Source organism: Exiguobacterium sp. KRL4, assembly GCF_001870785.1.
Lineage (GTDB): Bacteria > Bacillota > Bacilli > Exiguobacteriales > Exiguobacteriaceae > Exiguobacterium_A.
Genome location: NZ_MOLV01000001.1, coordinates 120,637 through 140,550 on the forward strand (window position 1 = coordinate 120,637; position 19,914 = coordinate 140,550).

General features: G+C 46.8%; 20 protein-coding genes. 19 read left to right on the forward strand and 1 reads right to left on the reverse strand.

Going from position 1 to position 19,914, the window contains the following annotated elements; genetic code table 11:
- Positions 1–5: 5 nt before the first annotated feature.
- From BLD48_RS00540 to pulA, 7 genes are all read left to right on the forward strand, one after another.
- Positions 6–836 carry an ABC transporter ATP-binding protein gene (locus tag BLD48_RS00540; protein WP_071498499.1) on the forward strand — a complete coding sequence of 277 codons (831 nt, stop codon included), beginning with the start codon at positions 6–8 and terminating at the stop codon, positions 834–836.
- Between the two features lie 23 nt (positions 837–859).
- Positions 860–1,960 (forward strand): non-hydrolyzing UDP-N-acetylglucosamine 2-epimerase, encoded by a 1,101-nt coding sequence (gene wecB / locus BLD48_RS00545; protein ID WP_071498500.1) that lies wholly within the window; start codon positions 860–862, stop codon positions 1,958–1,960.
- Positions 1,957–2,451, forward strand: coding sequence for a hypothetical protein (locus BLD48_RS00550; RefSeq protein ID WP_071498501.1), 495 nt, complete (start codon positions 1,957–1,959; stop codon positions 2,449–2,451). Before wecB ends, BLD48_RS00550 begins: the two co-directional genes overlap by 4 nt.
- Positions 2,441–3,829, forward strand: a complete 1,389-nt coding sequence (locus BLD48_RS00555) for an MBOAT family O-acyltransferase (RefSeq protein WP_071498502.1) — start codon at positions 2,441–2,443, stop codon at positions 3,827–3,829. The genes BLD48_RS00550 and BLD48_RS00555 overlap by 11 nt, the downstream gene beginning before the upstream one ends.
- Before the next feature lie 15 nt (positions 3,830–3,844).
- Positions 3,845–5,035: a DHHW family protein gene (locus BLD48_RS00560; protein WP_071498503.1), complete on the forward strand. Its 1,191-nt coding sequence runs from the start codon at positions 3,845–3,847 to the stop codon at positions 5,033–5,035.
- A gap of 12 nt (positions 5,036–5,047) precedes the next feature.
- Complete coding sequence (locus BLD48_RS00565) at positions 5,048–5,971, forward strand: LCP family protein (RefSeq protein WP_071498504.1); 924 nt, start codon at positions 5,048–5,050, stop codon at positions 5,969–5,971.
- A gap of 179 nt (positions 5,972–6,150) precedes the next feature.
- Entirely contained in the window at positions 6,151–9,063 is a 2,913-nt protein-coding gene (pulA, locus tag BLD48_RS00570) for a type I pullulanase (RefSeq protein ID WP_083412206.1), read from the forward strand.
- Between the two features lie 71 nt (positions 9,064–9,134).
- On the opposite strand, the gene BLD48_RS00575 is transcribed toward pulA, so the two are convergent.
- Positions 9,135–10,388: a dicarboxylate/amino acid:cation symporter gene (locus tag BLD48_RS00575; protein WP_071498506.1), complete on the reverse strand. Its 1,254-nt coding sequence runs from the start codon at positions 10,386–10,388 to the stop codon at positions 9,135–9,137.
- A 310-nt stretch (positions 10,389–10,698) separates the two neighbouring features.
- Here BLD48_RS00575 and rpsU point away from each other — a divergent pair, with 310 nt between their 5' ends.
- The 12 genes from rpsU (at position 10,699) to recO (ending at position 19,712) form a co-directional block, all read left to right on the forward strand.
- Positions 10,699–10,872, forward strand: coding sequence for a 30S ribosomal protein S21 (gene rpsU, locus BLD48_RS00580; protein WP_012369719.1), 174 nt, complete (start codon positions 10,699–10,701; stop codon positions 10,870–10,872).
- 21 nt (positions 10,873–10,893) lie between these two features.
- Positions 10,894–11,340, forward strand: coding sequence for a GatB/YqeY domain-containing protein (locus BLD48_RS00585; RefSeq protein ID WP_071498507.1), 447 nt, complete (start codon positions 10,894–10,896; stop codon positions 11,338–11,340).
- Positions 11,341–11,531: 191 nt separating this feature from the next.
- Positions 11,532–12,041, forward strand: coding sequence for an NfeD family protein (locus BLD48_RS00590; protein ID WP_071498619.1), 510 nt, complete (start codon positions 11,532–11,534; stop codon positions 12,039–12,041).
- The gene (gene floA, locus BLD48_RS00595; RefSeq protein WP_071498508.1) at positions 12,038–13,021 is read left to right on the forward strand and encodes a flotillin-like protein FloA; all 984 of its coding nucleotides are present in this window, start codon (positions 12,038–12,040) and stop codon (positions 13,019–13,021) included. Before BLD48_RS00590 ends, floA begins: the two co-directional genes overlap by 4 nt.
- Before the next feature lie 13 nt (positions 13,022–13,034).
- Complete coding sequence (locus BLD48_RS00600) at positions 13,035–13,505, forward strand: hypothetical protein (protein WP_071498509.1); 471 nt, start codon at positions 13,035–13,037, stop codon at positions 13,503–13,505.
- Positions 13,506–13,727: 222 nt separating this feature from the next.
- Positions 13,728–14,690, forward strand: a complete 963-nt coding sequence (locus BLD48_RS00605; RefSeq protein ID WP_071498510.1) for a PhoH family protein — start codon at positions 13,728–13,730, stop codon at positions 14,688–14,690.
- Between the two features lie 41 nt (positions 14,691–14,731).
- Entirely contained in the window at positions 14,732–16,789 is a 2,058-nt protein-coding gene (locus tag BLD48_RS00610) for an HD family phosphohydrolase (protein WP_071498511.1), read from the forward strand.
- Complete coding sequence (gene ybeY / locus BLD48_RS00615) at positions 16,786–17,262, forward strand: rRNA maturation RNase YbeY (RefSeq protein WP_071498512.1); 477 nt, start codon at positions 16,786–16,788, stop codon at positions 17,260–17,262. The genes BLD48_RS00610 and ybeY overlap by 4 nt, the downstream gene beginning before the upstream one ends.
- Positions 17,259–17,609 (forward strand): diacylglycerol kinase family protein, encoded by a 351-nt coding sequence (locus BLD48_RS00620; protein ID WP_071498513.1) that lies wholly within the window; start codon positions 17,259–17,261, stop codon positions 17,607–17,609. The genes ybeY and BLD48_RS00620 overlap by 4 nt, the downstream gene beginning before the upstream one ends.
- A 50-nt stretch (positions 17,610–17,659) precedes the next feature.
- A complete protein-coding gene (locus BLD48_RS00625) occupies positions 17,660–18,058 on the forward strand; it encodes a cytidine deaminase (RefSeq protein ID WP_014969809.1) in 399 nt (132 codons plus the stop codon).
- Positions 18,051–18,959: a GTPase Era gene (gene era, locus BLD48_RS00630; protein ID WP_014969810.1), complete on the forward strand. Its 909-nt coding sequence runs from the start codon at positions 18,051–18,053 to the stop codon at positions 18,957–18,959. The genes BLD48_RS00625 and era overlap by 8 nt, the downstream gene beginning before the upstream one ends.
- 3 nt (positions 18,960–18,962) lie before the next feature.
- A complete protein-coding gene (gene recO, locus BLD48_RS00635; RefSeq protein WP_071498514.1) occupies positions 18,963–19,712 on the forward strand; it encodes a DNA repair protein RecO in 750 nt (249 codons plus the stop codon).
- The last annotated feature ends 202 nt before the right edge of the window (positions 19,713–19,914 follow it).

Below are 19,914 nucleotides of genomic sequence, written 5' to 3' on the forward strand. Positions count from 1 at the left end.
AAAACATGAGTCACGTCGTATTTGAAAATGTTTCAAAACGTTACGTCTTATATTCACGCCCGATCGATAAATTAAAAGAAGTGTTGTTCGGTAAAGTTAGCGGCAAACCATTTTACGCGTTAAAAAACGTCTCGTTTTCCGTCAAGCAAGGTGAAATTGTCGGTGTGGTCGGAATTAATGGGAGTGGTAAATCGACATTGTCTCACCTGCTTGCGAACGTCACGCCACCGACATACGGTCGGGTGACGCTTGGTGGGAAATCAGCATTGATTGCGATTTCCAGTGGTCTGAACAACCAGCTGACCGGGCGGGACAACATCGAACTTAAAGGATTGATGATGGGATTGAATAAAAAACAGATTCAAGCCATCACACCGGAAATTCTCGAGTTCGCAGATATTGGGGACTTCATCGATCAGGCGGTCAAAACTTACTCGAGCGGTATGCGGGCGAGACTTGGTTTTGCGATCTCGATTAACATCAACCCGGACATCTTGATTATCGATGAAGCATTGTCAGTCGGTGACCAGACGTTTACGGAAAAATGTCTCGATAAGATGCGGGAGTTTCGCGATCAAGGGAAAACCATCTTTTTTGTCAGTCATTCTTTAAATCAAGTCAAAAGTTTTTGTACAAAAATTCTTTGGCTCGAGTATGGAGAAGTTCGGATGTTTGGTCCGACGACGGAAACGATGGCAGAGTATAATAAGTACCTTTACTGGTACAAGCAGCTTACGAAAAAACAAGCCGCACATTATGTTACGAAAAAAAGAACAGGACGAAGTGATGAGATCGAACGTTCCGCACGCGGCGAAACGATCGAATTGTCGTCATGAATAACGGATAGGGGATGGAACGAATGAAACGAGTCATGTTAGTGTTCGGAACGAGACCGGAAGCAATCAAGATGGCGCCTGTCGTCAAAGCATTGGAAAAACGAGAAGGAGTCGAACCGATTGTCGTCGTGACGGCACAACACCGGGAAATGCTCGATCAAGTCCTTGAACTGTTCCAAATCGTTCCAGACCATGATCTAGACTTGATGCGTCCACGCCAGACACTCGAAGAGATGACGGCACGGATTTTAAATGCGATGCGTCGTGTCTTGGAAAAAGAGCAACCGGATTTGGTGTTGGTCCATGGGGATACGACAACGACATTCGCGGCTTCGCTTGCAGCCTTTTACCAACAGATTCCGGTTGGTCATGTCGAAGCCGGCTTACGGACGTATCAGAAGTATGCACCGTTCCCGGAAGAGATGAATCGTCAATTGACAGGTGTACTCGCTGATTACCATTTTGCTCCGACGGATCAGGCAGCGGAAAATTTGCGCTTGGAAAACAAAAAAAGTCCGATCATCGTGACAGGAAATACGGTCATCGACGCTTTAAAAACAACGGTTTCGACGGACTACACACACCCGGTGTTGAAGGATCTTGCTGCAAGCGGACGGAAGCTGGTTTTGTTGACCGTTCACCGTCGGGAAAACCATCTTCAATTGTCGCAGATTTTTGATGCCATTGAACGATTGGCGGACAGTCATCCAGATATCGAAATCGTTTATCCGGTCCATCCGAACCCGATTGTCCTCGAGGCGGCGGAACAATTGAACCACCATCCACGAATTCGATTGATTGAGCCGTTAGATGTCTTTGATTTTCATAACTTGGCAGCCCGGTCGACTCTGATTTTGACGGATTCTGGTGGAATTCAAGAGGAAGCACCTTCGCTTGGTGTACCGGTTCTCGTCTTACGTGACACAACAGAACGTCCTGAGGGCGTCGAAGCGGGGACGCTGAAGCTCGTCGGGACGGATCCGGAGCGAATCTACGCCATGGGACATCTGTTGCTGACGGATCAGGCCGCCTATGAAGCAATGGCGCAAGCGGCGAATCCATATGGAGACGGTCATGCGGCAGAGCGAATCGTCGATGCGATTTTGAGTGAGGTACCCGTATGAGTGCTCACTCACTTGAACTGGCAAGCTATCAATTTTTTCCGCAGGGCAACCGAGAAAAAATTCTACTCGAAGAAGATGCAGACGGTGTCTGGTTCGATTTTCAACAGGCGGATCCGACCGATAAGTTATACATTCAATTGTTCGATCAAGGATTTCAATATCCACCATCGAAGCTGTATCGTTCGGACGCTGCATTTGAACAAGCAGAGGTCATTACGGTCACTTGTGAACTGGAGACCAGTCAATCGTGCGACATCCAAATATTCAAAATGCAGTACGGTCAAAAAAAACGGATGCATTCTGAAACAGAGTGGCTGACAGTCAACGGACCGACGACATGTACGTTACAACTGGACCGAGTCAAAGGCGCTGACTACTTTAAGATTGCATTCAAGTTTTTACTTGAAGGAGATATGCGGGTTCGGTTGACGACATTACATGTCAACCGACTTGTTCCGCTCAAACAGGAGGAATCCTATCATGTTATTTAGTTCGACGATTTTTTTATTTTTATTCTTACCGATCGTGTTGCTTGTCTACCATTTGTTGCCACGCACGTTTCGGAACGGCTGGCTCCTCGTAGCGAGCCTTTTCTTTTATGCCTGGGGTGAACCAAGATTCGTGTTATTGATGCTGACTAGTATTTTGATCAACTATTTGTTTGCATTAGCCGTACACACGTATCGTACGCGGATTGGTGTCAAGTGGATCATGTTCAGTATGATTACGGTCAACCTTGGGTTGCTCGGTTGGTTTAAGTACAGCGGATTTTTTGTCACGTCGATCAACGAGACGTTTCAAACGGCGTTGTTTGTCCCGGAAGTTGTCTTACCGATCGGGATTTCATTCTTTACTTTCCAGGCGATGAGTTACGTCATTGATGTGTATCGTCAAGCGGGACAAGTCCAAAAAAACCCGCTCGATCTCGCTTTGTATATCGCGTTGTTTCCACAATTGATTGCCGGTCCGATTGTTCGTTACGAGACGGTTGCGGACGAAATCAATCACCGGCGGGAAACCTTGCCTGAATTTGCACAAGGGGTCCGTCGCTTCATCATTGGCTTATCCAAAAAATTGATTTTAGCGAACGGATGCGGGCAAGTCGCAGATACGATTTTTAACATGAAGGATTTATCGATGGGACTGGCCTGGATTGGAATCATCGCCTATGCCTTACAAATTTATTTTGATTTTTCCGGCTACAGTGACATGGCGATTGGACTGGGATTGATGTTTGGGTTTCATTTTCTCGAAAACTTCAACTATCCGTACATTTCAAAATCAGTATCTGAATTTTGGCGCCGGTGGCATATTTCGTTAGGCTCCTGGTTCCGGGATTATGTCTACATTCCTCTTGGAGGAAACCGGGTGTCACCGTGGAAACAGTATCGCAATCTCGGAATCGTCTGGATGTTGACCGGACTTTGGCATGGCGCGAGTTGGACATTTGTTGCCTGGGGGGTCTACTACGGAATCTGGATTATGCTCGAGAAAGCCTTCCTTGGGAAGTTGCTGGCGCGGGTTCCCGTGTTCGCGACCGTTTGGACGCTGGTGCTCGTCTTAGTCGGGTGGGTCTTTTTCCGGGCGGAAACGTTCCCGGAAGCGATCACATACATCCAAGCGATGTTTGTCCCGGATGTTGTGTGGGATGACCGCGCGAGTTATCAACTCGTCCAAAATGGTGTAATCTTAGCGCTCGCGTGTCTTGCTGCGACTCCGATTCCGAAACGGATCGGTGAACGATTTGTCGAGGCATCGGGCAAAATTGGACAGACGATGCAATATGGATATGCGATGGTCTTGTTGTTCCTCGCCACATCGGCGCTGGTCGCAAGTACGTTTAATCCCTTTATTTATTTCCGTTTCTAGAAAGGAGAAGACGAAATGGCACAACCAATCGAACGCAAATTAAAGCCAAAAGAGGTCGGTCAACCGTCATCTTCCTTTGAACGGAAGATGATGTGGATGACGACAATCAGTTTTTTCGTCATCTTGATAGCGATTGGCGTGGGCACGATCCTTCGGGAAGACCGAGTCAGTTCCCAGCTTGAAAATCGATCCCTTGCACAGTCTGTTAAGCCGACCGTTCAAGGTGTTGTTTCGGGTGAAGATATGGTGAAGGTGGAAAGCTATTTCACCGATCAATTAGTGTTGCGCGGAACCTTTGTTGAAATGCAGGCCCGATTATCAAAAAATGTTCTCCGGCAGCCGTTCCGCAACGGCATTTATACGGCTAAAGACGGCTACTTGATTGAACCGAGTCAAGCGGTACAACCGGTCATCCCGAGTGCTTTTCAACAGTTCACGCAAGAGGTGAACCGTCCGGTCTACTTCGCACTTGCACCATCCAAAACCGTTATTGCGGAACGGGATGGAATCATTCCGAACTACGTCGCATCAAACGCCGAGCAACGGTACAAAACGATGCAAGCCGGTTTTACGAAAGCAGGAATTACATCAATTCCCCTAGATGCGTTAAAGTTGACGGATTACTTTAAGACAGACCATCACTGGAACATAGATGGTGCCTATCAAGCGTATGACGAGATCATTCGTACGGTTGGAAAAACAGAGCCGACCTTAAAAAAAGTCGCAATGGATCCTCAGGCAAAACGGTCATCGGAACATCCTTACTTTGGTTCACTCGCCCGTAAGACGACGCTTGCGTATGCGAGCGCAGGAGACAAAATTGAATATTACGATGCCAACCAATTTGAGGGCATTGACGTCTGTTACGACAACAAATGTCGTCAGCCGCTGATTGATGAGCAATTCATCAAAGAAGAGGGGGATTATGCCGATCGTTATGAAGTGTTCATGCGCGGCAACCATGGCATTTTATCGATGACATCGAAGACGAAGGGACCAAAGTTACTTGTCCTCAAGGACTCGTTTGCGAATCCGGTCCTCCCGTTTCTCGCCAAGAGTGCCAATCTTGAGGTCGTTGATGTGCGATACGTCAATAAAGATTTTGATGCTTCTGAATTCGCGAAGCAAAAAAATGTGGATGCCGTCGTCTTTTTACACAATGCGAACATCGCTGGCTTGATGAAGACGTATCAGCAGAAATTGTAAGGGAGGTACCGCATGAGATCACGTCTACGAAAAAAGCAACGGCCGATTGGCTGGCGGATCGTGAGTGCCGTCTTGTTGTTATTTGTCTTAACGATCAGTGCGACGACAGGATATGCATTCTTAAAGCTCCAGCAAACAGCTGATTCGTTCATCACGCCATTAAAAGGGGAAAAAAAGCTCCCGCTTGAAGTGATGCAACCGGTCAATGTTTTATTGATTGGAGTCGATGAGCGAAAAAATGATCCGGGACGAGCCGATGCGATCATGTTGCTATCGTTTAATCCGAAAACAAAACAAGCGACCGCCCTTTCGATTCCGCGTGATATGCAGGTGACGATCGCAAATGGTGAGAAAACCAAAATCAATCACACGTATGCTTACGGAGGCGTCGAAGAGACGATTGAGACGGTCGAGCAGACGTTTGAGACCAAAGTCCCGTACTATGCCAAAATCAACATGGACGGATTGATTGAACTTGTCGATGCGGTCGGTGGTGTGACGGTTGACAATCCATCTGCTTTCAGTTGGAATGACCGCCGCCTGCAAAAAGACTACGCTGAAGGGAAAATCAAACTCGATGGGCTCGAGGCGAGTGGATATGCCCGTATGCGAAAACAAGATCCACTCGGCGATATGGGACGGCAAATCCGTCAACGGCAGGTCCTGGAAGCGGTCGGCATGAAACTTGCCGGTCCCGATGTCCTGACGAATTTAGAAGAAGTCAGTCGTGTCCTGAAAAACAACTTCAGCACGAATATCACGTTTTCAGAAGCGGCTCAACTGGCGCAAGAAAACCAAACCGGGTTTGAACGTCTGAAACCGCTCAAACTGGACGGTGAGGGATACATCGCGAGTGATGGCGTCTGGTATTTCTTTGCCTCGGATCAATCGATGCAAGAAGCCAAACAGGCGATCGACGAATTGGTGAAAAGTTAATCAGATCGTTTTCAAGGACTGTGCAAAAGGAAATCCTTTTACGCAGTCTTTTTTATCGTTTCGCTTGTTGGTCCAAAAGTCTTATTTTCTTTAGCAGACTAAAATAAGCTTTGACAGACAGGCAGAACGAATGGAGAATGGAAATGAAAACGATTACATAAATCCAAGGAGGATACGGCATGAATCGATTGAAATCAGTCTGTGCAGTTGTGCTAACGTTTGCACTGATGTTTAGTTTGTTTCCAGTAAATAGCTTGGCACTGGAAAAAGGCAAATCGACACTCGTCATCATTCACTACAAAGAAGATAAAACGTCAGAAAAAGATTGGAATCTCTGGTTATGGGCGAACGGACCTGATTATTTCCCGAATAAGGCTCACGCCTTTAACGGCGAAGATGCTTATGGAAAAATCGCAGCTTATGAGTTTCCAGTGGATCAACCGGAAAAAATCGGCTTCATCGTCCGCGATGATTCGTGGAACAAAGATCCCGGTTCAGAAAGCGACCGCTTCATCACAAAAGACATGATCAAAGATGGCGTCGCAGAAGTGTGGATCGAGTCAGGCAGTAAAGAAGTATCACCTGTCAATCCAACGGGTGGCAGCGACGTCGAGGACGTCAATACGAACATTCATTATTACCGTTACAATAATGATTATGACAAGTACGGGGTATGGGCATGGCCAAACGCCCAGGATGGAAAACGATTTGAATTTAATGGTCAAGATGAGTTTGGTGCTGTTGCCAACGTCACATTGACGAACACGACAAAGGAACGTCTTGTCGGGATCATCCCACACATCGAAGGATGGTCTGAAAAAGACGGGGCGGATCGTTTTTATTACGCTGGAGCAAAGGACATTTGGTTGATTGAAGGCGACCAGACAGTCTATTACAGTAAACCAGACATCGACCGGACACCGAAATTCACAAGTTTCTTAGCCGACGATTTTAAAACCATGACGCTGAAAACCAACTCGCCGATTGCGGCGGATGATTTGAAAACGTTAACGTTTAAAGGGTTGGTCAATCCGGTCGTAAAACAAGTCGATGCGAAAACACTTGAAGTCACTGTAGCGTCGGACATTGATCTTGCGAATATCGTCACCGTGTCACATCCGGTCTTTGGCGAAGGGATTTTAGAAGCCGGGAAAGTATTACGTTCCGATGCCTTCGACAAAAAATATGCATACGACGGCAAACTCGGTACGGTCTATCAAAAAGGCAAAACGACGTTCCGTGTCTGGGCACCGACTGCCCAAGCAGTGGAACTCGAATTGTACAAGTTACCGAAAAAACAAGCAGCAACAACAAAAGATATCGTGCGTGAAGTAAAAATGGTCCGCGGCGACCGTGGTGTCTTTACCGTTACGGTCAAGGGAGACCTCGACGGAACAGGTTATACGTATGAAGTCACACATGCCAAAGAAACGACACGAGCAGTTGATCCATATGCGACGGCTGTTGCCGTCAACGGGGATCAAGGAGTCATCGTTGATTTAAACGAAACGGATCCAAAACGTTGGACGAAAACAAAAATGCCGCTGAAACAAGCGACGGATGCCATTATTTACGAAACGCATGTCCGTGACTTGTCGATGTTTGATGTGACAGGAAACACATACGATTCAGGCATCAAACAAAAAGGGAAGTATCTTGGTGTCGTCGAACCGGGCACACGTTTGATGAAAAACGGTAAAAAAACAAAAACGAAAACAGGACTCGATCACTTAAAAGAACTCGGAATCACCCACGTCCAATTCATTCCGGTGTATGACTTTAATACGGCGTCCGTCGATGAGACGAACCCGCTTAAAACATACAACTGGGGCTATGATCCGAAAAACTACAATGCGCCTGAAGGTTCTTACGCAACCAATGCCTATGATCCAAAAGTCCGGATCAAAGAGATGAAACAAATGATTCAAGGATTACACGATAACGGATTACGTGCCGTCATGGACGTCGTCTATAACCATATGTTTGATGCGAAAGCTTCGAACTTGGATAAAATCGTCCCAGGCTATTATTACCGCTACACAGAAGGCGGCGATCTGGCGAACGGCACAGGTGTCGGAAACGATACCGCTTCCGAGCGCAAGATGATGCATAAACTGATCGTCGATTCGGTTGACTACTGGGCAAAAGAATACCGATGGGACGGATTCCGTTTTGATTTAATGGGGATTCATGACGTTAAGACGATGAATGCCGTCAAACGGACGACAACTAAAATCGATCCGTCGATCCTCGTCTTCGGAGAAGGGTGGAGTCTTGGAACACCACTTCCGGAAGCAGAAAAAGCCAATCAGACGAATGCCAAGCAGATGCCGGGCATCGCACACTTTAACGACAACTTGCGTGATGCGCTCAAAGGAAGTGTTTTTGAAGATACGGAAGCCGGTTTCGTCAACGGCAAGGCAGGTCTTGAAACACGCATCAAGCGCGGGGTTGTCGGTGAGATTGCCTATAACAAAGAAATCACCGGTTTCACAGCAGAACCAGATCAAGCCATCACGTATGTCGAAGCCCATGATAACCACACATTATGGGACAAGTTGAACTTAACGAATCCGCAAGATACCGATGCGACGAAAACAAAGATGCATCGCTTGGCGTCAAGCATCCTGCTGACGTCACAAGGAACAACTTTCATCCATGCCGGTCAAGATTTCATGCGGACAAAAGGTGGCGACCACAATTCGTACAAGTCACCGGATTCCGTCAATCAACTGGATTGGAAATTAAAAATGGACCGTCAAGCTGATGTCGATTACATGAAAGGACTGATTCAAGTCCGAAAAGCGAATCCTGTTCTTCATTTAGGAACAGCAAAAGACATCCGCCGCTACTTGACGTTCACATCGTCACCGGAGCAGGTTGTAGCGTATCAATTATCAGATGATGCGCCGCAACAAAAAACGGATCTTTACGTCGTTCATAATGCAAAACGTCAAGCCGTCAAGATGACGTTACCAAAAGGAACATGGAATGTGATCGTCGATGGTAAAACCGCCGGAACGAAAACACTTAAAAAAGTGTCGGGCAGCCTTACGGTCGATCCAATCAGTTCTTACGTGTTAAAAAAATAAAGCACAAAAAACGTATCGCCTCTGTGAATGACTCACGGTGGCGATACGTTTTTTTTTCGATCAAGGAAAAGTTAAGCGTAACGCTCGTCTTCTTCCTCTTCTTCGTTCAGGTTACCTTCTTCCGATTTCGCGACGATGACGGCACAAGCAGCGTCACCCGTGATGTTGACGGCTGTCCGCATCATATCGAGCAGGCGATCGACACCGATGATCAAGGCGATCCCTTCAACAGGCAGGTTGACGGACTGGAGAACCATCGTCAGCATGACGAGACCGACACCCGGTACGCCGGCTGTTCCGACAGACGCGAGAACGGCAGTCAGGACGACTGTTGCCAGTTGCGCCGGTGACAAGCTGACATCATACACCTGAGCGATAAAGACCGTCGCGACCCCTTGCATGATTGCTGTACCATCCATATTGATCGTCGCACCAAGCGGTTGGACGAAACTCGATACGGATCGTGGAACTTTTAACTCACGTTGTGCCGTTTGCATCGCGACCGGTAACGTCGCGTTCGATGACGAAGTCGAGAAGGCAAACAACATGACCGGGGCAAACTTTTTAAAGAAGAAAAACGGATTCATCTTTCCGAGCAACGAGACCGTTGAGCCATACGTCAGTAAAGAATGAACGACCAGTGCCAAGATAACGACTCCCATATAAAGCGCCATTGCTTTCAGTGAATCAAATCCTTGTGCACCAACGGCAGAGGCAATCAAAGCAAATGCGCCGAGCGGTGCCATCTTCATGACGAGACCAATCAAGTACGTCATCAAGTCATTTCCTTGTTCGATGAACGAACGTAACGTCGAGGCCTTACTACCGAGGAACGTAATCCCGAATCCGATGAAGACACTGAAGACGATCAGTTGTAACATGTTGCCTTCTGCCATCGAAGCAATCGGATTCGTCGGGAACATCCCGACGATTGTATTGATCAAGCTAGTATCTGGTAAATTCCCTTGATCATACTTTAAATTGTCTGTCGCAAAGGTGCCGAACGTCCCTGGTTTGATCAACAACGCCAAGCCAAGTGCAATGACGATGGCAACAGCCGTTGTCGTCATGAAATAGGTGATGGCTTTTCCGCCGACGCGACCAAGTTCTTTTGGATTCCCGAGTCCCATGACACCAAGGGAAATCGAGAAGAAGACGATCGGGACGACGAGCATCTTGATCAGGTTCAGGAAAATCGTCCCGATTGGTTGGAGCGCATACTTATTCAATCCTTCGTAGATTGATTTGTCGGGTAACGTCGCGAGAATGATTCCGAGGATAATCCCGAGGACCAATCCCCAAATGATTCGTTTGGCTTCTTTCATAGATGAGAACAACTCCTTTTTCAGATAACTGTGTCTATTTTGACACATCATTCACCGTTTTGACAAAACATTTCAAAAATATTACGAAAGCGCTTACAAAATATTTCGGTTTTTTTCAGCAAAAAACCATGAATCTGTTGTAAATAATGGGGTGACATGAGAGGATAGAAAAGAACAAAAAGGAACATCTCGGGAATGATTCAAAACCGGTCAATCAACTATTGACCAAATTGTATATTCCTACTATAATGTTGTATGACGTGTCTGACACGTTTCCTTTAGTCGGTAATATCGGAGGGAGGGAAAACTAGTGGAAACTCGTGTACGTAAAAATGAATCACTTGAAGACGCACTTCGCCGCTTCAAACGTGGTGTTTCAAAAGATGGTACGCTTGCTGAAGTTCGTAAACGTAAACACTACGAAAAGCCAAGTGTAAAACGTAAGCTTAAATCGGAGGCTGCGCGTAAGCGTAAGAAGTTCTAACGTAAGAGAGGGTGTATCCTCATGAGTCTTCAAGAGCGTTTGACAGTGGATATGAAGGAAGCCATGCGTTCGCGTGAGAAAGATCGTCTTACGACGATTCGGATGGTGAAGTCGTCCCTGCAAAATGAAGCGATTAAACTCGGTAAGCAAGAATTAACTGATGAGGAAGAGCTAACTATACTCTCACGTGAGATGAAACAGCGCAACGACTCCCTCCGAGAATTCGAACGCGCTGATCGTCACGACCTCGTCGAGAAGATTCAAGCAGAGATAATCGTGCTCGAAGCTTATATGCCAAAACAACTTTCGGAAGAAGAAGTCCAGGAAATCGTCAACGCAGCTATTGCGCAGACGGGTGCCTCTGCTCCTTCTGATATGGGGAAAGTAATGGGAATCGTCATGCCGCAACTTAAGGGTAAAGCGGACGGTGCTCTAATTAATCGCCTTGTTAAACAACAACTGCATTAACCCGTTTTGAAAGGTGTCCTTCGGGATGCCTTTTTTTGTTTTGGAGTTGTTAGAATTTTCGGAACTTAAAAAGAGTTATGAAACCTTTTTAAAGATGAAAGCGTATATAATAATAGTAACAACGAACCATGCTCAGAATGAAGGAACATCGTATGTCGTCTGATTCCGATGAAAAAGGGGTGAACGAAGTAATGTCTTTTAGCTTAGGGATGATTTTAGCGGTCTTCATGATCGGTGTCATCATGTTGCTGATCGAAATATTCGTGACAGGATTCGGTATTTTTGGTGTGCTTGGCATCGGCGCTGTCCTCGCGAGTTTGATCATGGCCGGAGCAACGGTTGGTCAAGTCGGTCTCGCGATAGGCTTGGCAGTTTTTTTATCACTCGCTGCTGGATTTTGGGCGTATCGTCGGATTAAATCAAACCAATCGCTCTTATGGAGAGGCTTGATTTTGACGGATTCGACATCGTCGGAAAAAGGATATCTATCTCATCAAGACAAAGAACAACTGCGTGGTAAAGTGGGAACTAGTTTGACACAGCTTCGCCCTGCAGGGACGATTGAAATCGACGGGAATCGTGTCGATGCGGTCACAGAAGGTAGCTTCATCAACTCGGGCGAGCAAGTCGTCGTCCAAGACGTCACCCACGGACGAGTCATCGTTCGAGTCCAAAAAACGAAGGAGGAGTCACTCACATGACACCTGAACTATTGACCGTTTTACTCATATCGGGAGGAATACTTATTTTCCTCGCAATCTTCTTTACGCTTGTCCCCATTCCACTCTGGATTAGCTCGCTCGCCGCCGGAGTCCGTGTTTCAATCTTCACGTTAGTTGGGATGCGACTGCGTCGTGTCACACCATCAAAAATCGTGAATCCATTGATCAAAGCCGTCAAGGCCGGCATCGATCTCAATACAAATCAACTGGAAAGTCATTACCTGGCCGGTGGTAACGTCGACCGTGTCGTTAACGCCTTGATTGCGGCACACCGGGCGAACATCGAACTAAGTTTCGAACGGGCAGCCGCGATTGATTTAGCAGGGCGGAACGTTCTCGAAGCCGTACAGATGTCCGTTAACCCAAAAGTCATCGAAACACCATTCATTGCGGGTGTCGCGATGAACGGGATTGAAGTAAAAGCAAAAGCGCGGATCACGGTTCGGGCCAACATCGACCGTTTAGTCGGTGGTGCGGGTGAAGAGACGGTCATCGCGCGTGTTGGTGAAGGTGTCATCTCGACGATTGGTTCGTGTCAGGATCAAAAAGAAGTGCTCGAAAATCCGGAAATGATTTCTCGGACCGTCCTTGCGAAAGGTCTCGATTCAGGAACAGCGTTTGAAATCCTCTCGATTGATATCGCGGACATCGATATCGGTAAAAACATCGGAGCGGTTCTTCAGACCGATCAGGCGGAAGCTGACAAAAATATCGCCCAAGCGAAAGCGGAAGAACGTCGTGCCATGGCGATTGCAAGCGAACAAGAAATGAAATCACGTGTCGAAGAAATGCGGGCTAAAGTCGTGGCAGCAGAAGCAGAAGTCCCACTTGCGATTGCAGAAGCATTACGTGACGGCAACTTCAGCGTGATGGATTATGCCAACTACTTGAACGTGACAGCTGATACGAAAATGCGTCAAGCGATTGGTGGTCAATCTTCGCCGAATGACTCACAATAAAGGGTGATCTAGGATGGAAAGTTTAATTTGGGTCGGGTTGATGATCGCCTTTGGTGTCATCTCTGTCATCTCCAAGGCAGCTGATCAGAAAAAAACGAGTTCTTCAACACGAGTTCCCTCAAAGGAATTTGGCGATTATGTCAAAAAAATGGTCGATCAGGTCGAAACACGGTTACCGGAGGATCGTGATCTTCCTCCTGCGATCAAGCGGAAACAACAAAAACAAACACAACCGGTCAAACATCAACGGACTGAATTGCAACAACGATTGGATGAACGAGATCGTCTAAAAGCACAAAAACAACAGTCGAAGTCGAACATCGGTAAAATCACGGGGAGTATTGCAAGCGATGAGATTGGTATACGACGTAATCGGCAAAAGGGTATGCATACGACACAAGAAGAAATTCGCCAAGCCATTATTTGGAGCGAAGTCCTTGGACCGCCGGTTTCGAAACGTTCCTCGAAAACACCGCCTCGTTAAAGAAAGTGATCCTCGTGCTTACGAGGGTCACTTTTTTGCTTCAAGAAGCTGACTATCGGTGGTCACGATAAACCGTTTGGAATCAAGATTCGGCAAAACTAGGAAACAACGTGTTGGGGATGGGTTTTTCTTTCCATCTATTCTTTGAAAATGCTAAAGTGGACTAGAATAGACTTATAGCGATGACATACTGTTATCCATCATTAGGAGGCCAATCATAACGTGATATTTAATGAAAGAATCCCATTCGCATTTTCGAATTCAGAACAGATTCAAGCATTCGTAGGACCGAACGATGCCGTACTAAAAACGATGGAAGCGGAACTGGATGTTCAACTGACACCACGGGGAGATGAATTACTGGCGCAGGCAGAAGAAGAACGGTCTGTTATTTTAGCTAAGCAGGTGGTCAGTGTCTTAAAACAGCTTGTTGATCGAGGTGCTGTTTTGACAGAGCGTGATGCAACCAGTGCGATTCAACTCGCTCGACAAGATCGTGTAGATGAATTACTCGAATTGTACGATACGGTTATTCATACGAACCATAAAGGAAAACCACTCCGAGCCAAAACGCTTGGGCAAGCCCGTTACGTTCGTGGAATCGAAAAGTGTGATCTGACGTTTGGGATCGGACCGGCCGGAACCGGGAAAACGTATCTTGCGGTCGTCATGGCGGCACGTGCCTTGAAGGAAGGGTACGTCAAACGACTGGTGTTAACACGACCAGCGGTTGAAGCAGGTGAAAATTTAGGATTTTTACCAGGGGACTTAAAAGAAAAGGTCGATCCGTATTTGCGTCCGCTCTATGATGCGTTACATGATGTTCTCGGAGTCGAGCATACCGCACGTTTGTTGGAACGTGGTGTAATTGAAATCGCGCCGCTCGCCTATATGCGGGGACGGACCCTCGAGCACGCCTTTGTTATTTTAGACGAAGCACAAAATACGACAAGAGAACAAATGAAGATGTTTCTGACACGTCTCGGATTCCATTCGAAGATGATCGTCACAGGCGATTTGACGCAAGTCGATTTACCGCGCGGGAAGGCGTCAGGTTTACAAGAAGCCTTAAACTTACTCGGAAATGTCCGGGGCATCCACTTTGAACACTTCAGCTCGGCTGATGTCGTCCGACATCCACTTGTTCGAAAAATCATTGATGCGTATAGTCAAGAACTCGGCTAACACGCAACAGGTGAGTCTTAGGGTGGAAAGGAGACGAACGGATGCGAAAAGTAGGCATATGGATTGGTCTGTTGACGCTTGGCTTCTACATCATCATCTCAACGATGATGTATGTCAGTGTCCGACCGGAAGCGTTATCGGCAGAACCATTCTCGATTGCAGAAGAAGATATCCGATCACCACTGACGATTGAAGACCGCGAAGCAACTCGGTTACTCAAAGAAAATACCGTCGCGGCAATCGACAGTCAATATACGGTTAAACAGGAATACGCAACACAGCAAATCGATAAAGTCGAACAGCTGTTTGCGAGCCTCAAAGGTATCAAGCAGGCAGAAGACATCGGGCGAATCAAACAGCGTCTTCGGGGGACGGAAGCTGCTGACTTGCTACGGGATGATGAGTTGCGTCTGCTCGCAACGTCATCGGCCGCGGTCCGAAGTACGGTCCGTGACGTCGTCATTACGGCAATTGAAGAAGCGATGCGGCAACGGATTTCTTCTGACGGCGGTGAAGTCGCAGAAGCTCGTGAAAATGCACGACTTGACATTGAACGGTCGCCGTTGTCATTTTCGATGAAGGCAGTTGGAAAAACGTTGACCGATCAGTTGATCGTGACGAACTACGTCTATGATCCGGAGAAAACAGAACAACTACGTAAGCAAACGAACGATAAAGTCGAACCCGTGCTGATCTCTGAAGGTGAAGTCATCGTCAAACGTGGAGAAATCATTTCTCAGGATGCGTACCGGCAACTGAAACTCGTTGGATTAATTTCTGATCGCCAATCCTTTAAGCCGCTGCTTGGCACATTGATTTTAAGTGCACTGATGACTTTATTATTATTCGGATTCATTGGTCGGTCGAACCTCCGTTATGCGAAGATGGGCAAGGTGAAGCTATTTAGTCTCGTCTATCTGGTCGTCATTCTCCAACTCATCGTCACATACGGGATGGCATTTTTAGCGGATGACATCAATCCAGCACTTTATCTACTGACACCAACAGCTTTTTCAGCACTTGTCCTACGTAATTTGCTGAATGAACGAATTGCCTTGTCGAGTACACTGTTCATGGCACTAGCTGGAACCTTTTTCTATAGTGTAAATCAGAACTTTAGCTTTAACATTGCGATTTATTTATTGGTCGGGGGATTAGTTGCGACGTATTTTCTGCGGTCCAGCTTGTCACGACGACGGATTTTCATCAGTAGTTTGACGATTTCTGCTGCCAATATCGCTGTCTTCCTCGCGTTTGTCTTAATGCGTAGTGGGCAACTGGAACTAAAAGAAACATCGATTTTGATAGGTTTTGCGATTGCAAGTGGCGTCTTAAGCGCAATCTTAGCCATCGGATTGTTGCCGTTTCTCGAGATGACGTTTGGCATCTTGGCGCCAACCCGTCTCCTTGAACTATTAAATCCAACGCATCCGTTACTGAAAAAACTGTTAGTCGAGGCACCCGGAACGTACCATCATAGTATGATGGTCGCCAATCTGGCTGAGACAGCTTGCGAAGCGATTGGGGCGGATGGATTACTGGCACGTGTTGGAGCTTACTATCATGACTTAGGCAAAACCCGTCGTCCACTCTACTTCATTGAAAATCAACATGGTCTTAATCCACACGATCGCCTGAAGCCGGAAGAATCGGCACGGGTCATTCTTACGCATACGGGTGATGGAGTTGAATTGTTGGAAGAAGCAAAATTACCGAGTGTCATCGTCGATATTTGCCGGGAACATCATGGAACCTCGTTATTACGTTATTTTTACGTCAAGGCGACAGAACAGGGTGAGGTCGACGAAGGTGATTTCCGGTATACTGGTCCAAAGCCACAATCGAGGGAAGCAGCTGTCATCATGATTGTTGATTCAATCGAAGCGGCGGTTCGTTCCATGAAAGCACCGACTGAAACAGGAATTCAAGAATTGGTCAAAAAAATCATTCGTGAAAAATTACTCGATGATCAATTTTCAGAATGTGACATGACGACACGCGATATTTATCGTGTCGGTGAGAGTGCGTGCCACACATTATCTGGACTTTTCCATGAACGAATTGAATATCCTGAATTAAAGAAAGAGGAACTGACATGAACATTTATACAACAGATGAAGGTACATTGTTGACGGAAGATCAGCTGAAGTTGGTCGAGTCGATTTTAGTCTATACAGCAACAGAAGAAGAGGTTGAACAAAACAGCGAATTGTCGGTCACGTTTGTGACAAATGATGAAATTCAGCAGATTAACCGGGAATGGCGTGGGAAAGATCAAGCGACAGACGTCATTTCGTTTGCGATGGATGAACTCGGAGAAGATGAAATCGATTTTCAATTGCTTGAAGACGAACCAGTTGTCCTCGGGGATTTAATCATCTCGGTCGAACGATGCCGGGAGCAGGCAGCGGAATACGGCAATCATTTTGAACGGGAACTTGGATTTTTAGCTGTGCATGGTTTTTTGCATCTACTAGGGTATGATCACATTGAAAAAGCAGATGAAGACATCATGACAAAGCGTCAGGAGGAAATCCTGCATCACTTCGAGTTGTATCGAGGGAAATTGTGAAGACGTGGTGGTTACCGTTTGTTCATGCGATGAACGGAATACGCCAAGCTGTCAAGGAAGAACGGCATATGAAAGTCCACTTCCTGATTGGTCTGATTGTTTTACTCGTTGCCTTTTACTTACCACTGACTTCGACGGAACGAGCTATCTTGTGTTTAACAGTCGGTGTCGTACTCAGTGCGGAGATGTTTAACACGGCCTTTGAGCGGACCGTTGATCTCGTGACGGAAGAATGGCATCCACTTGCAAAAGCGGCAAAGGACATCGCGAGCGGTGCTGTTCTTGTGTTGGCGCTTACATCAATTGCGATTGCACTATGCATCTTTGTTCCATATTTGGTACAATAAGAATCCGGCCTTTTTTTGGCCAATACCGTTCCTAAAAGGGGAAAAATGACATGAAAACAGAACAATTACTTGAACAAGCTAAACTCGCACGCGAAAAAGCGTATGTTCCTTATTCAAAATTCCAAGTCGGAGCTGCCTTGCTTACGAAAGACGGACAAGTCTTCCACGGTTGTAACATCGAAAATGCAGCATACGGTCTCTGCAACTGTGCTGAACGGACAGCCATCTTCTCAGCGTGGGCGCAAGATGCACGCGAATACGCAGCGATGGCTGTCGTAGCCGATACGGAAGGTCCGGTCGCACCATGTGGCCAGTGCCGCCAAGTCTTATTTGAGATGTGTGATGCCGATATGCCGGTCTACTTGACGAACTTGACAGGTGATGTCACGGAAACGACGGTTGGCGCCCTCTTGCCAGGTGCATTCACGAAGGGAGATCTTCATGTTTAAAGAAGGATTTAAATCAGGATTTGTCTCGATCATCGGTCGTCCGAACGTCGGGAAATCAACATTCTTGAACCGTGTGATTGGTCAGAAAATCGCCATCATGTCGGATAAACCACAGACGACACGGAATAAGATTCAAGGTGTCTACACGACAGACGACTTGCAGACGATTTTTATCGATACACCCGGGATTCATAAACCGAAACATAAACTCGGTGATTTCATGATGAAAGTCGCAACCAATGCGTTGCGTGAAGTCGATGCGATTCTCTTTATGATTAATGTGACGGAACCTAAAGGAAAAGGGGATGAGTTCATTATCGAGAAGCTAAAAGATCTCGATACACCAATCATCCTCGTCATGAATAAAGTTGACTTGATTCATCCAAACGACATCCCGCCAATCATCGAATCGTATCAAAACGAATTGGATTTTGCGGCAGTCGTTCCAATTTCGGCGCTTCAAGGTAACAACGTCGAACCTCTTTTACAAGAGATTGCGAAAATCCTTCCAGAAGGACCAATGTATTACCCGGCAGATCAAATTACCGATCACCCGGAACGGTTTATCATCTCGGAGATGATTCGTGAGAAAGTTTTGCAAAAGACGCGTGACGAAGTCCCGCACTCGATTGCTGTGGCGATTGATCAGATCAAGACACGGGAAGACGGTAACATGGTTGACATCCATGCGACGATTTTGATTGAGCGTGATTCACAAAAAGGAATCATCATCGGTAAACGTGGTGCCTTGTTAAAAGAAATCGGATCAGAAGCTCGGACGGACATCGAGATGTTACTCGGGACAAAAGTCTACTTGAACCTTTGGGTGAAGGTCCAAAAAGACTGGCGGAACAAAGCCGGACAATTACGTGAACTCGGTTTCCGAGACGACGAGTATTAAGCGATGATTGATAAGGCGGAAGGGCTTGTATTACGCACGGTCGTGTATGGTGAATCAAACAAAATCATTACGCTGTTGACACGTGAATATGGCAAGCTCGCCGTCATGGCCCGTGGTGCGAAAAAACCAGGCAGCCGTTTTAACGCAGCGAGTCAACCGTTCATTCGGGCGGTTTACGTGTATCCACGTTCGCGTGGTCTCGGTCAACTGAAGTCAGCCGATGTCATTACCGGATATTCGAACATCCGCCAAGATGTTTTTTTGATGGCGTATGCGATGTATGTCCTTGAACTGGCGGACAAGGCACTTGATGAACGGGTACCGCAACCGGCACTGTATGACTTGTTCGTCGATGGTCTAGAGGCGATGGACGAAGGACTTGATCCGGATGTCGTTTCTTTCATCATCGAGTTACGGTTATTACGGCATTTAGGGATTGCCCCGCACTTAAACGGCTGTACGGTTTGCGGCAGTGCCGAAGCGCCATTCGCGTTTTCACTGAACCACGGTGGCTTATTGTGCAGGCGGCATCGGCACGAAGATGAGCATGCTGTCTATTTGACGGAATCGGTCGCTAAGATGCTTTATGTATTTTCCGTCTATGATTTTTCTCGGATCGGTAAGGTTGAAGTGAAGCCGGACACAAAACGTTTATTACGGCAAATCATGGATGCTTATATGGAACGGTACAGTGGTCTTCGTCTTCGTTCGAAACGGGTTCTGGATCAATTACTCAATCTCGGAGACGATTGACAGACTGGTCGATCGTTCGGTAGAATAAGTGCGGAAGAACTAACTAAACGAACACGATGAGAAAAAGGAGTAACACCTGATGTTCAGTCAAGCGATTTCGGGATAGTGTGAGCCGGGAATGAAATGGGTGTGAACGGCATTTTTGAGTGTTCCTGATCAAAGAGTGGCATGCTAGTCATGCAAGTAGGGTGGAACCGCGGGC

Excerpts from the sequence above, each read along its gene's own strand:
- pulA (WP_083412206.1), top strand. The coding sequence starts at position 6,151 with ATGAATCGATTGAAATCAGTCTGTGCAGTTGTGCTAACGTTTGCACTG.
- floA (WP_071498508.1), top strand. The coding sequence starts at position 12,038 with ATGACACCTGAACTATTGACCGTTTTACTCATATCGGGAGGAATACTT.
- BLD48_RS00600 (WP_071498509.1), top strand. The coding sequence starts at position 13,035 with ATGGAAAGTTTAATTTGGGTCGGGTTGATGATCGCCTTTGGTGTCATC.
- BLD48_RS00590 (WP_071498619.1), top strand. The coding sequence starts at position 11,532 with ATGTCTTTTAGCTTAGGGATGATTTTAGCGGTCTTCATGATCGGTGTC.
- ybeY (WP_071498512.1), top strand. The coding sequence starts at position 16,786 with ATGAACATTTATACAACAGATGAAGGTACATTGTTGACGGAAGATCAG.
- BLD48_RS00625 (WP_014969809.1), top strand. The coding sequence starts at position 17,660 with ATGAAAACAGAACAATTACTTGAACAAGCTAAACTCGCACGCGAAAAA.
- BLD48_RS00585 (WP_071498507.1), top strand. The coding sequence starts at position 10,894 with ATGAGTCTTCAAGAGCGTTTGACAGTGGATATGAAGGAAGCCATGCGT.
- BLD48_RS00560 (WP_071498503.1), top strand. The coding sequence starts at position 3,845 with ATGGCACAACCAATCGAACGCAAATTAAAGCCAAAAGAGGTCGGTCAA.
- recO (WP_071498514.1), top strand. The coding sequence starts at position 18,963 with ATGATTGATAAGGCGGAAGGGCTTGTATTACGCACGGTCGTGTATGGT.
- wecB (WP_071498500.1), top strand. The coding sequence starts at position 860 with ATGAAACGAGTCATGTTAGTGTTCGGAACGAGACCGGAAGCAATCAAG.
- BLD48_RS00565 (WP_071498504.1), top strand. The coding sequence starts at position 5,048 with ATGAGATCACGTCTACGAAAAAAGCAACGGCCGATTGGCTGGCGGATC.
- BLD48_RS00540 (WP_071498499.1), top strand. The coding sequence starts at position 6 with ATGAGTCACGTCGTATTTGAAAATGTTTCAAAACGTTACGTCTTATAT.
- BLD48_RS00550 (WP_071498501.1), top strand. The coding sequence starts at position 1,957 with ATGAGTGCTCACTCACTTGAACTGGCAAGCTATCAATTTTTTCCGCAG.
- BLD48_RS00610 (WP_071498511.1), top strand. The coding sequence starts at position 14,732 with ATGCGAAAAGTAGGCATATGGATTGGTCTGTTGACGCTTGGCTTCTAC.
- era (WP_014969810.1), top strand. The coding sequence starts at position 18,051 with ATGTTTAAAGAAGGATTTAAATCAGGATTTGTCTCGATCATCGGTCGT.
- BLD48_RS00575 (WP_071498506.1), bottom strand. The coding sequence starts at position 10,388 with ATGAAAGAAGCCAAACGAATCATTTGGGGATTGGTCCTCGGGATTATC.
- BLD48_RS00555 (WP_071498502.1), top strand. The coding sequence starts at position 2,441 with ATGTTATTTAGTTCGACGATTTTTTTATTTTTATTCTTACCGATCGTG.